The sequence below is a fragment of the Kitasatospora sp. NPDC056800 genome (genome assembly GCF_042789775.1).
In the GTDB taxonomy this organism is placed as follows: domain Bacteria; phylum Actinomycetota; class Actinomycetes; order Streptomycetales; family Streptomycetaceae; genus Kitasatospora.
Map to the genome: position 1 here is coordinate 15,793 of NZ_JBHUAL010000130.1, position 11,850 is coordinate 27,642.

11 protein-coding genes, 1 tRNA gene and 1 riboswitch are annotated in these 11,850 nt (G+C 73.7%); of the genes, 10 read left to right on the forward strand and 2 right to left on the reverse strand.

Going from position 1 to position 11,850, the window contains the following annotated elements; translation table 11 throughout:
- Positions 1 to 51: 51 nt before the first annotated feature.
- A complete protein-coding gene (locus ACFRQN_RS25740; RefSeq protein WP_380742428.1) occupies positions 52 to 1,143 on the reverse strand; it encodes a fatty acid desaturase family protein in 1,092 nt (363 codons plus the stop codon).
- Positions 1,144 to 1,513: 370 nt separating this feature from the next.
- Here ACFRQN_RS25740 and ACFRQN_RS25745 point away from each other — a divergent pair, with 370 nt between their 5' ends.
- The 3 genes from ACFRQN_RS25745 (at position 1,514) to ACFRQN_RS25755 (ending at position 3,840) form a co-directional block, all read left to right on the forward strand.
- Positions 1,514 to 2,668: an anion permease gene (locus ACFRQN_RS25745; protein ID WP_380742430.1), complete on the forward strand. Its 1,155-nt coding sequence runs from the start codon at positions 1,514 to 1,516 to the stop codon at positions 2,666 to 2,668.
- Entirely contained in the window at positions 2,665 to 2,919 is a 255-nt protein-coding gene (locus tag ACFRQN_RS25750) for a hypothetical protein (RefSeq protein ID WP_380742432.1), read from the forward strand. Before ACFRQN_RS25745 ends, ACFRQN_RS25750 begins: the two co-directional genes overlap by 4 nt.
- Before the next feature lie 261 nt (positions 2,920 to 3,180).
- Positions 3,181 to 3,840: a polysaccharide deacetylase family protein gene (locus ACFRQN_RS25755; protein ID WP_198959395.1), complete on the forward strand. Its 660-nt coding sequence runs from the start codon at positions 3,181 to 3,183 to the stop codon at positions 3,838 to 3,840.
- 7 nt (positions 3,841 to 3,847) lie between these two features.
- On the opposite strand, the gene ACFRQN_RS25760 is transcribed toward ACFRQN_RS25755, so the two are convergent.
- Positions 3,848 to 4,660, reverse strand: a complete 813-nt coding sequence (locus tag ACFRQN_RS25760) for a hypothetical protein (protein ID WP_380742434.1) — start codon at positions 4,658 to 4,660, stop codon at positions 3,848 to 3,850.
- Positions 4,661 to 4,866: 206 nt separating this feature from the next.
- Here ACFRQN_RS25760 and ACFRQN_RS25765 point away from each other — a divergent pair.
- The 7 genes from ACFRQN_RS25765 to ACFRQN_RS25795 form a co-directional block, all read left to right on the forward strand.
- Positions 4,867 to 4,937: transfer RNA gene (locus ACFRQN_RS25765), tRNA-Cys, on the forward strand.
- A gap of 117 nt (positions 4,938 to 5,054) precedes the next feature.
- Positions 5,055 to 6,098, forward strand: a complete 1,044-nt coding sequence (locus ACFRQN_RS25770) for an alcohol dehydrogenase catalytic domain-containing protein (RefSeq protein WP_380742436.1) — start codon at positions 5,055 to 5,057, stop codon at positions 6,096 to 6,098.
- A gap of 139 nt (positions 6,099 to 6,237) precedes the next feature.
- Positions 6,238 to 6,429: riboswitch (cobalamin riboswitch) on the forward strand.
- 209 nt (positions 6,430 to 6,638) lie between these two features.
- Positions 6,639 to 8,138 (forward strand): CoA-acylating methylmalonate-semialdehyde dehydrogenase, encoded by a 1,500-nt coding sequence (locus tag ACFRQN_RS25775; protein WP_074003487.1) that lies wholly within the window; start codon positions 6,639 to 6,641, stop codon positions 8,136 to 8,138.
- Between the two features lie 8 nt (positions 8,139 to 8,146).
- A complete protein-coding gene (locus ACFRQN_RS25780; protein ID WP_117486425.1) occupies positions 8,147 to 9,289 on the forward strand; it encodes an acyl-CoA dehydrogenase family protein in 1,143 nt (380 codons plus the stop codon).
- Positions 9,289 to 10,353, forward strand: coding sequence for an enoyl-CoA hydratase/isomerase family protein (locus tag ACFRQN_RS25785; RefSeq protein WP_380742438.1), 1,065 nt, complete (start codon positions 9,289 to 9,291; stop codon positions 10,351 to 10,353). The genes ACFRQN_RS25780 and ACFRQN_RS25785 overlap by 1 nt, the downstream gene beginning before the upstream one ends.
- The gene (gene mmsB / locus ACFRQN_RS25790) at positions 10,350 to 11,237 is read left to right on the forward strand and encodes a 3-hydroxyisobutyrate dehydrogenase (RefSeq protein WP_380742440.1); all 888 of its coding nucleotides are present in this window, start codon (positions 10,350 to 10,352) and stop codon (positions 11,235 to 11,237) included. Before ACFRQN_RS25785 ends, mmsB begins: the two co-directional genes overlap by 4 nt.
- Positions 11,234 to 11,850, forward strand: a 617-nt coding sequence (locus ACFRQN_RS25795) for an enoyl-CoA hydratase-related protein (protein ID WP_380742442.1), incomplete at its 3' end; no start/stop codon positions are given. The genes mmsB and ACFRQN_RS25795, both read left to right, overlap by 4 nt.

An 11,850-nucleotide genomic window follows, 5' to 3' on the forward strand; every position in this document is an offset into this window, starting at 1 on the left:
CGGGGGCCGGACCGGCCGCGGCGGGCGCCGCCGGCCCGGGCAGGACCCCGCTCACCGGGCGGCCTCCGCAGGTGCCGTGCGCTTCGTCGCGGCCGCGGCCTCCGGGCGGGCCGGGACGGACCGGCCGACCACGCGCAGGTCCCGCAGGATCTCCCGGAAACAGGCGGTCAGACCCGCCTCGGCGTACGGCACGCCGATCTCCGCGCAGTAGGCGCGCACGATGCGCGAGGCCGGGCGCAGCGCCGCCACCGGCATGGCCGGGAAGAGGTGGTGCTCGATCTGGAGGCCGAGGCCGCCGAAGAGGAAGTGGACGAATCGGCCGGCCCGCAGGTTGCGGGAGGGCAGCACCTGCCGCCGGAGGTAGTCGGTGCGCTCGGCGCCGGGGCCGGTCATCGGCATGCCCTTGTGGTTGGGGGCGAAGATGCAGCCCAGGTAGACGCCGAACAGTGCCCCGAACAGCGCGGTGAAGGCGAGCGCCTGGAGCGGGGAGAGCACGAGGACGGTCAGGGCCGCCGCGACGGCGTAGTGCAGTACGGCGAGGGTGCGTTCCAGCGCCGGGTACCTGACGGTGCCGCGGGTGAGGGTCAGGCCGGTGGCGACGAGCAGGCCGAGTGCCTGGAGGGACAGCAGCGGGAAGAACAGTGCCGCCTGGTGCCGTGCCGCGAACCGCCGTAACCCCCGTGTCCGATCGGCCTGTTGGGCGGTCCGGGCGAAGAGGAGGGAGTCGGCGGCCGGGTCCTGGCCCTCGCGGTTCGGGTGGGCGTGGTGCCGGTTGTGGTCGTCGACCCACCAGCCGTAGCTCATGCCGACCACCAGGTTCCCCAGCACGATGCCCACCAGGTCGGTCGTCCGGCGGTCGGCGAACACCGCGCGGTGCGCGACGTCGTGGCCGAGCAGCGCCAACTGGCCCAGCACGAGGGCGAAGAGCGGCGCCAGGCCGAGCTGCCACCAGCTCGCGCCGAGCGCGGTGAACCCGGCCAGCAGCCCCGCCAGCGCGGCCAGCAGTGCCGCGCTCCGGCACGCGTAGTACAGCGGGCGCCGACGCAGCAGACCGGCCTGCGCCACGCGCCGGTACAGTTCGGCGAACTCGCCGCGCCGGGCGGTCCCGGTGCTCGGGGGGTCCGGGATGTCCTGAACGGTCATGCCACCAATCCGGTCTCGGGCCGCCCCGGCCGGCCGTGTCCGTGCTGCGTGCCTGGGGCTCGAAGGCCCTGAGCCTTCCGTACCCGACCCGTCGGTGTCCCGCGCTGCCGGTGAATGCGACCCGATCGGGCGGGTGGCGGCCACGGGCTGACGGCCCGCCGTTCGGAGGTCGGGAATCCGTACGGGCTGCCGCCGGGGGAGTGGATTGTGGGGAGGCCGTCGACGCGATCGGGCTCCTGGAGCCGTCCGTCCGGCAGACGAGGGGGCGTGACCGTATGTTGATCCGACCGGATGGCGGCCCGTCGCCGCGCGGCGCGCCGGGTCGTCGCCGAACCGGGCGTGTCCCGGTACGCGGGCTAGGTTCGGGTCCGTGACCGGCAACGACGCGGTCCTGGCGCTGATGGTCGTCACGGCGCTGGGCTTCGACTTCACCAACGGCTTCCACGACACCGGCAACGCGATGGCGACCTCGATCGTGACCGGCGCCCTCCCGCCGCGGGTCGCGGTCGCCGTCTCGGCGGTGCTCAACCTGGTCGGCGCGTTCCTGTCGACCGCCGTGGCGGCGACCATCGCCAACGGCCTGGTCGCCAGCGGGGAGGTGACCCTGACGGTGGTGTGCGCCGGCCTGACCGGCAGCATCCTGTGGAACCTGGCCACCTGGTTCCTCGGGATCCCCTCCAGCTCCTCGCACGCGCTGATCGGCGGGGTGGTCGGGGCGACGGTGGCGGCGGCCGGGACCTCGGCCGTCAAGTGGCAGGGGCTGGTCTCCAAGGTGATCGTGCCCGCGGCGCTGTCGCCGTTCATCGCCGGCGGGGTGGCGGTGGTCGGCACCCTCCTGGTCTACCGCCTCACCCGGGACGTGCCCGAGGGCCCGCGCGGACGCGGGTTCCGGCTCGGCCAGATCGGCTCGGCCTCCATGGTCTCGCTCGCCCACGGCACCAACGACGCGCAGAAGACCATGGGCGCCATCACCCTGGCCCTGATCGCCAACGGCACCCTGCAGGCCGGGGCGAAGGCACCCGACTGGGTGATCGTCTCCTGCGCGCTCGCGATCGCCCTGGGCACCTACATCGGCGGCTGGCGGGTGATCCGCGCGCTGGGCAAGGGGCTGGTGGAGATCGAGCCGCCGCAGGGGATGGCCGCCGAGTCGGCCTCGGCCGCGGTGATCCTCTGCTCCACCGACTTCGGCTACTCGCTCTCCACCACCCACGTGGCCACCGGGTCGATCCTGGGCTCGGGGATCGGGCGGAGCGGTGCCGTGGTGCGCTGGCAGCTCGCCCGCCGGATGGTGGCGGCCTGGCTGCTCACCCTGCCGGCCGCGGCGGGGGTCGGCGCGGTCGCCTACTGGACCGCGAACGGGATCGGCGGGACGACCGGGGTGGCGGTGATCTTCACCGTGCTGGTGCTGGCGTCGGTCGCCTTCTTCGCCGCCTCCCGCTACCCGGCCGTGACGCCGGAGAACGTCAACGCCGCCTGGACCGGTTCGGTGGCCCCGGAGCCCGTCAAGGACGAGGTGAGGTCGTGAACTCCTGGGTCAACCTGGACGCGGTCTGGAAGATCGTCGTGGTGGGCCTGGTCACCGGTGCCGGCCTGCCCGCGCTGTTCGCCCTCGGCCTGCGCCTGCTCAACCCGTCCGGCCCGTCCGGCCCGGCCGACGAGGCGGCGGCCGTCCGGCCCACCGCCGGCCCGGTCGGCTCCACCCTGGCCGGACTCATTTTCGCGCTGGTGCTCGCGGCGATCGGCTGGGGCATCTACGTCATCGTCAACCACCGCTGACCGTCCGCCGCCCCGGCCCGGCCCGGGCGGGCCCCGCCGAATTCCGCTCCGGCAACCGGGTGAAATGGTACGGAGTCGCCTGGCGCGAATGGAAGCCGGGCCCGACGCTGCCAGAATGCAATTTCTCCGAGGGCCACCTGAACGGACGGGGCCACTGGACGGCAGGAGCGGAACATGCGACTCGTTCGACCACGCAATAGTTCGGAAAGCGCACTCGCCCTGGATGCGGCGCGTCTCCCGTGGACGTTGATGTACCACTCGGTGACGTCGGCGACCGAGGATCCCTATCTGATCACCGTCGACCCCGCGCGATTCCGCCGCCAGCTGCGCTGGCTGTCCGCGCGCGGACTGCGCGGGGTGTCGGTGGGCGAGCTGATGCGTTCCCACCGGAACGGAACCGCCGCGGGAAAGGTGGGGCTCAGCTTCGACGACGGATACCGCGACTTCGTGGAGGAGGCCCTGCCCGCACTTGCGGAGTACGACTTCACGGCGACGGTCTACGTGGTGGCCGGCCGGCTCGGCGGGTACAACGACTGGGACGAGCAGGGCCCGCGCAAGCCGCTGATGACGGCGGCCCAGGTCCGCGAGGCCGCCGCCGAGGGGGTGGAGATCGGCTCGCACGGGCTGACGCACCGGCGGCTGGCGGGCCTGGGGGCGCGGGATCTGGCGGCCCAGGTCGCCGACAGCCGCCACGTGCTGGAGGACCTCACGGGCCGGTCGGTCGAGGGGTTCTGCTACCCGTACGGTTCGCTCGACGACGCCGCCGTGGAGGCGGTGGCGCACACCGGGTACGGGTACGGGTGCGCGGTCAGCCCCGGTGTCCACGGCGGGGAGTTCGCGCTTCCCCGATGTTACGTCGGCGACCGGGACGGGCCGCTGCACCTGACCGCGAAGCTGGTGCGCGACCGCTGGCTGCGCTGACGGTCGCTCAGGGGGCGGTGGCGGCCGGCTCCAGGTGCAGCCAGGACTCGTGCCAGAGCAGGGCGCACCGCCGGTCGCAGCCGGTGGCGAGCGGCTCGCCACCGCAGCGCAGGCCGTCGAGGATGAACCAGCGCCCCCCGGTGGGGTGTTGCCACCAGGCGAGGGACCGGTGGCGCAGTTCGAGGGCGCTGTGACGGGTGCCGGTGTGCTGCTCCATCCCCGGCTGGAAGGGGACGCCGTGCAGGCGCCCGTCGGGGTCGAGGGTCGCGCGGATCTCCGCGAGGCCGCGCACGGTCGCCCACAGGGCGACGGGACGGGGGGCGGGGACCGGCGCGGGCGCGGGCTCCAGCCATTCGTCGCGGAACAGCAGGGCGCAGTCCAGCCCGCAGCCCTGGGCGCCGTCGGCGCCGTGGCAGGTGGCGCCGGCCAGCGCGACGGTGCCCGACAGGCGCCGCACCCGGTAGTGGTCGTCGATCATGCGGCGCACGATGCGCTCGACCTGGTAGACGCCGCCGCAGAACGACCACTGGCTGCCGGTGAACCACAGGCCGCGGTGGCGGTCCTTGGCGTCGAGGGTGGCGCGCACCGCGGCCTCGTCCTTCACCCGGACCCAGTCCCCCTCGGCGAACCGGGAGGGCCGGCCGGGCGCCGGAACGTCGGCGCGGCGCTCGCGCAGGCCCTCGCGGGCGATCCTGGCGCGGCGCACGACGCCGAGTGGGGGAAGGTCGCGCAGGGGCAGGTTCTTGTACTGGCACCGGTTCGCGGCGGTTCCGCAGAGCGGCTCCGCGGTATGGGTGAACCGTGATTCCTCAACGGCCATCAGTGAAATCCCATCGGGTCGGAGATATCGGCACAGGCTAGCGCACCCGGTCTTTTACGCGCTGGCTCGTCGGACCCTACCGGCGCCATGTCGAAAGAAATAACACTAGACGCACTAAGAGCCCCATGGGGTGAAACATCGCCGTTCCCGGGGAATTCTGGTCAGGGTCCGTGTTCATGTGCGTGTAATGTTTCCATCGTTGTCGGGGTGGAGTGGCCGAGTGGCTAGGCGGCGGCTTGCAGGGCCGTTCAGATGGGTTCGATTCCTATCTCCACCTTTTACTTCCGAGTTCTTTCGAGACATTTCGATCCGTCTCGAAAGGCGCGCCCGGAACAGGACGAGCGGTGCGGTCACCTGGGGCTCCGGGGCACATCACCCGGCGAAGGGATCGCTCATGACCACCTCCCCCAGCGGCTCGGCCGCCGCGCTGCGCGCCGTCCAGGTCGCGGGGCCGGGTGCGGCCCCCGAGCTGGTCGAGGTCCCCTCGCGGGAGCCCGGCCCGGGAGCCGTGCGGATCACCGTGGAGGCGTGCGGGGTCTGCCACTCCGACCTGCTCATCGCCGGCGGCCTGCTGCCCGGCAGCACCTTCCCGATCACCCCGGGGCACGAGATCGCCGGCCGCGTCGACGCCCTCGGCGAGGGCGTGGAGGGCTGGCGGGTCGGCGACCGGGTCGCGGTCGGCTGGTACGGCGGCAGCTGCGGGCACTGCGACGCGTGCCGGGCGGGCGACGGCCTGCACTGCGCGCGGGTCGAGATCCCGGGCGTCGCCTATCCGGGCGGGTTCGCCGACTCCGTCGTCGTCCCGGCCGTGGCCCTGGCGGCGATCCCGGACGAGCTCACCGCGGTCGAGGCGGCGCCACTGGCCTGCGCGGGGGTGACGGTCTTCAACGCCCTGCGCCGCTCCGCCGCACGGCCCGGGGACACCGTCGCCATCCTGGGGATCGGCGGACTCGGCCACCTGGGCGTCCAGTTCGCCGAGAAGATGGGCTTCCGCACCGTCGCCATCGCCCGCGGCCAGGAGAAGGGGCCGCTCGCGCTCCGGCTCGGCGCCGCCCACTACATCGACAGCACCGCGGGCGATGTCGCCGAGGCCCTGCGGCAGTTGGGGGGCGCGAAGGTGGTCCTGTCCACCGTCACCAACGCGCCCGCCGTGGTGGCGACGATCGACGGGATCACCCGTCGGGGCGAGCTCGTCATGGTCGGACTCCCGGCGGAGCCGCTGGAGCTGAGCGCCCTGCAGCTGATCCAGGGCGACCGGAAGGTCTACGCGCACTCCTCGGGCATCGCGGTCGACACCCAGGACACGCTGCGCTTCGCGGCGCAGACGGGGGTGCGGGCCTGGGTCGAGGAGGTGCCGCTGGAGCGGACCGCGGCGGCGGTGGAGAAGATGGCCGCCAATCGGGCCCGCTTCCGCATGGTCGTCACCACCGGCCGCTGAGCGGCGGCCCTCGGAGTCGGCCCTCGGAGTCGGCCATCGGAGCCGGTCCCTCGGGGCCGGCTCCCGGCGTGTCCGGGCAGGTGGACGGGGGTGAGCGGCCCTCCGGCGGCGCGGCGCGGGCGCGTACCCCTGGACTTACTAGGACGTCCAACTATATGGTCGACGGCAGGTCCGCGGTGTCAGGGAAGCCGGTGTGAGTCCGGCACGGTCCCGCCACTGTGACCGGGGAGTCCGTCCTCGCAGATGACGGCCACTGGCAGCCAGCCGGGAAGGCCTGAGGGCGTGCGGTGATCCGGGAGTCAGGATACCGGCCGCGGGTGGTTCGTGTTTTCCACGAGGATGGAGACGACACACATGACTCCGGGCTGCTTCCGTTCCACCGCGCCCGGCTGTCCCGTGCCGACGACCGCCGGGGCGCCCGCGTCCTGACGTACCGTCACACCGTCGTACGCCCGTGCCGAGGGGCGCACCACCGTGCGCCCGCCGACCGGCGGCGGCCTCCATTCCTCCTCTCCCCACCCCTGTCGAGAGTAGGAACCGATGGTCCGAGAACTGACCCACTTCATCGCCGGCAAGCCCACCGCCGGCACCTCCGGCCGCTTCGGCGACGTGTACGACCCCAACACCGGCCGGGTGCAGGCCCGGGTGCCCCTGGCGAGCCGCGCCGAGGTCGAGGCGGTGATCGCCGACGCTGCGCAGGCCCAGCCCGCGTGGGCCGCCTGGAACCCGCAGCGGCGGGCCCGCGTCCTGCTGCGGTTCCTCCAGCTCGTCGAGCAGGAGAAGGACGAGCTGGCCCGGCTGCTCTCCGCCGAGCACGGAAAGACCGTGGCCGACGCCCACGGCGACATCCAACGCGGCCTGGAAGTCGTGGAGTTCGCCGCCGGCATCCCGCACCTGCTGAAGGGCGAGTTCAGCGACAACGCCGGGACGGGCATCGACGTGTACTCGATGCGCCAGCCGCTCGGCGTGGTCGCGGGCATCACGCCGTTCAACTTCCCGGCGATGATCCCGCTCTGGAAGGCCGCGCCCGCGCTGGCCTGCGGGAACGCCTTCGTGCTCAAGCCCTCGGAGCGCGACCCCTCGGTGCCGCTGCGGCTGGCCGAGCTGTTCCTGGAGGCCGGGCTGCCGCCGGGCGTGCTCAACGTCGTCAACGGTGACAAGGAGGCCGTGGACACCCTGCTGGAGGACCCGCGCGTCCAGGCGCTCGGCTTCGTCGGCTCCACGCCGGTCGCCCAGTACGTGTACGCCACCGCCGCCGCGCACGGGAAGCGGGCGCAGTGCTTCGGCGGGGCCAAGAACCACCTGATCGTGATGCCGGACGCCGACCTCGACCAGGCGGCGGACGCGCTGATCGGCGCCGGGTACGGCTCGGCCGGGGAGCGCTGCATGGCCATCTCGGTGGCCGTCCCGGTGGGGGAGGCGACGGCGGACGCCCTGGTGGCGAAGCTGGTCGAGCGGATCGGCGCGCTCAAGGTCGGGCGCTCGGACGACCCGGCGGCGGACTTCGGCCCGCTGGTCGGCGCCGACGCGCTGGCGCGGGTGCGCGGCTACCTGGACCTCGGGGTCGAGGAGGGCGCCGAACTCGTCGTCGACGGACGGGACTTCCGGCTGGCCGGGCACGAGGACGGCTACTTCCTCGGCGCCTCGCTGTTCGACCGGGTCACGCCCGGCATGCGGATCTACCGGGAGGAGATCTTCGGGCCGGTGCTCACCGTGGTGCGTGCCGCCGACTACGAGGAGGCGCTGCGGCTGCCCAGTGAGCACGAGTTCGGCAACGGGGTGGCCATCTACACCCGGGACGGCGACACCGCCCGGGACTTCGCCCGGCGGGTGAACACCGGCATGGTCGGGGTCAACGTCCCGATCCCGGTGCCGATCGCGTACCACACCTTCGGCGGCTGGAAGCGCTCCGCGTTCGGCGACCTCAACCAGCACGGGCCGGACTCGATCCGCTTCTACACCCGCACCCGCACCGTCACCTCGCGCTGGCCCTCCGGGGCCAAGGAGGGCGCGAGCTTCACCATCCCGACGATGGGCTGAGGCGCGCCGTGCACACCCATCTGACCGACGACCAGCTCGCCATCGTCGCGACCACCCGGGACTTCGCCCGCGAGCACCTCGCCCCGCACGCCGTCGCGTGGGACCAGGCCAAGCACTTCCCGGTCGACGTCCTGCGCAAGGCCGCCGACCTGGGCCTCGGCGGCGTCTACGTGCGGGAGGAGGCGGGCGGCTCGGAGCTCGGCCGCCAGGACGGCGTGCTCGTCTTCGAGGCGCTGGCGACCGGCTGCCCGTCCATCGCCGGCTACCTGTCGATCCACAACATGGTCGCCTGGATGATCGACCGCTACGGCAGCCCCGCCCAGCGCGCCCGGCTGCTGCCCGGGCTCTGCTCGACGGAGCTGCTCGGCAGCTACTGCCTCACCGAGCCGGGCGCGGGCTCGGACGCCGCCGCGCTGGCCACCCGGGCCCGCCGGCACGGGGACCACTGGGTCCTGGACGGCGTCAAGCAGTTCGTCTCGGGCGCCGGCACCTCGCAGGTGTACGTGGTGATGGCCCGCACCGGCGGCCCGGGGGCCCGGGGCGTCTCCGCGTTCCTGGTGGAGCGGGACGACCCCGGCGTCTCCTTCGGAGCGAACGAGAAGAAGATGGGCTGGAACGCCCAGCCGACCCGGCAGGTGCTGCTGGACGGCGTCCGGCTCCCCGCCGACCGCCTGCTCGGCGGGGAGGGCGAGGGCTTCCGGATCGCCATGAACGGGCTGAACGGCGGCCGGCTCGGCATCGCCGCCTGCTCCGTCGGCGGCGCGCAGGACGCCCTGGAGCGGGCCACCCGCCACCTGGCCGACCGGGAGGCGTTCGGGGCCGCGCTGCTGCACGCCCAGGCGCTGCGGTTCCGGCTCGCCGACATGGCCACGGAGCTGGAGGCCGCCCGCTCGCTGCTCTGGCGGGCCGCCGCCGCGCTGGACCGGGGCGACCCCCGGGCGCCGGAGCTGTGCGCGATGGCCAAGCGCCACGCCACCGACACCGGCTTCGAGGTGGCCAACCAGGCGCTCCAACTCCACGGCGGCTACGGCTACCTGGCCGAGTACGGCATCGAGAAGATCGTCCGCGACCTGCGGGTGCACCAGATCCTGGAAGGGACCAACGAGATCATGCGCGTCATCGTCGCCCGCGGCCTGACCGGGGCCGCGTGATGAGTACGGATGAGGTCCTCGTCCAGCGCGAGGGCCGGGCGGGTCTGATCGTCCTCAACCGCCCGGCGGCCCTGAACGCCCTCACCCACGGCATGGTGCGGAGGATCTCCGCCGCACTGGACGCGTGGGAGCGGGACGGCGACGTGGAGACCGTCGTGATCACCGGCGCCGGTGAGCGCGCCTTCTGCGCCGGCGGCGACATCGTGGCCATCCACCGCGCCGCCACCGGCGGCGACCCGGGTGCCGTCGAGGAGTTCTGGCGCGACGAGTACCGCCTCAACGCCCGGATCGCCCGCTACCCGAAGCCCTACGTCGCCGTGATGAACGGCATCGTGATGGGCGGCGGGGTCGGCGTCTCCGCCCACGGCAGCGTCCGGATCGTCACGGAGACCACCCGGGTCGCCCTGCCGGAGGCCGGCATCGGCTTCGTCCCCGACGTCGGCGGCACCTACCTGCTCGCCCTCGCGCCGGGGGAGTCGGGCACCCACCTCGCCCTGACCGCGGGATCCGTCGGCGCCGGGGACGCGCTGCTGTGCGGGCTCGCCGACCACTTCGTGCCCGCCGAGCGGCTGCCCGTACTGCTGGACGACCTGGCCGAACTGCCCGTCCACGACGCCCTGGAACGGAACGTCGGGCCCGCGCCGGCCGGCGTGCTGGACGCGCAGCGCGGATGGATCGACAGCTGCTACGCGGCCGGCAGCGTGGAGGAGATCCTCGACCGGCTGCGGGAGAGCGGCGAACCCGAGGCCAAGAAGGCCGCCGACCGGATCGCCGCCAACTCCCCGACCGCCGTGAAGGCGACGCTCGCGGCCCTGCGCCGGGCCCGGGCACTCGGCCCGCTGGAGGCCGTCCTCGACCAGGAGTACCGCACCTCCTGCGCGGCGCTCGCCACGCCGGACCTCGCCGAGGGCATCCGGGCCCAGGTGATCGACAAGGACCGCACCCCGCGGTGGAGCCCGGCGACCCTGAGCGCCGTCGAACCCGCCGCCGTGGACCGCTACTTCGCCCCGCTCGGCGAGCGTGAACTCGGCCTCGCCGCCACCACACCCCTGGAGCGCTGGTGACCCACACGATCGGATTCATCGGACTCGGCAACATGGGCGGCCCGATGGCCGCCAACCTCGTCAAGGCCGGACACCGGGTGACCGGCTACGACCTGGCCCCGGACGCCCGGGAGCGCGCCGCCGGGAACGGCGTCGCCGTGGCCGCCTCGGCGGCGGAGGCGGTGGCGGCGGCCGGGACGGTCGTCACCATGCTCCCGGCCGGACGCCATGTCCTGGACACCTACGGTGAGTTGACGGCAGCGGCGCCGAGCGGCGCGCTGTTCGTGGACTGCTCCACCATCGCGGTCGGGGACGCCCGGGTGGCCGCCGACCTCGCCCGGGTCGCCGGGCACCGGGCCGTCGACGCACCGGTCTCCGGCGGCGTGGCCGGCGCCGAGGCGGCCGGCCTGACCTTCATGGTCGGCGCGGACGCCGCCGACTTCGCCGACGCCGAGCCGCTGCTGGCGGCGATGGGCCGGCGGGTCGTCCACTGCGGAGGGTCCGGCGCCGGCCAGGCGGCGAAGATCTGCAACAACATGATCCTCGGCGTCTCCATGATCGCGGTCAGCGAGGCCTTCGTCCTCGGGGAGAGCCTCGGGCTCAGCCACCAGGCCCTGTTCGACGTGGCCTCCACCGCCTCCGGTCAGTGCTGGGCGCTCACCGCCAACTGTCCCGTCCCCGGCCCCGTCCCGGCCAGCCCCGCCAACCGCGACTACGCGGCCGGATTCGCGGCCACCCTGATGGCCAAGGACCTCGGACTGGCCGCCGACGCCGCCACCGCCTCCGCCGTCCCGGCCGAACTGGGCCGACGGGCCGCCGAGTTGTACGCCGCCTTCGCCCAGGACGAGGGCGCCGGGCTGGACTTCTCCGCCATCATCACCACCCTCCGGGAGGGCGCCGCATGACGTACGGGACGATCCTGGTCGAGCGCAAGGGCCGGGTGGGGCTGATCACACTCGACCGGCCCAAGGCGCTCAACGCGCTCAACACCCGGCTGATGAACGAAGTCGTCGCGGCGGCAACGGAGTTCGACCGGGACCAGGAGATCGGCTGCCTGGTGGTCACCGGCTCGGAGAAGGCCTTCGCGGCCGGCGCCGACATCAAGGAGATGCAGTCGCTCGACTTCGTCGACGCCTACCTCGGCGACTGGTTCGCCGCCTGGGACCGCTTCGGCGCCCTGCGCAAGCCCGTCGTCGCGGCCGTCGCGGGCTACGCGCTGGGCGGCGGCTGCGAGTTGGCCATGCTGTGCGACGTCCTGCTGGCGGCGGACACCGCGAAGTTCGGGCAGCCGGAGATCAAGCTCGGCGTGATCCCGGGCATCGGCGGCTCGCAGCGGCTGACCCGGGCGGTGGGCAAGGCGAAGGCCATGGAGCTGTGCCTGACCGGTCGGATGATGGGCGCCGAGGAGGCCGAGCGGGCCGGACTGGTCTCCCGGATCGTCCCCGCCGACCAGCTGCTGTCCGAGGCGCTGGCCACCGCCGAGACGATCGCGGCGATGTCCGCCCCGGCCGCGATCAT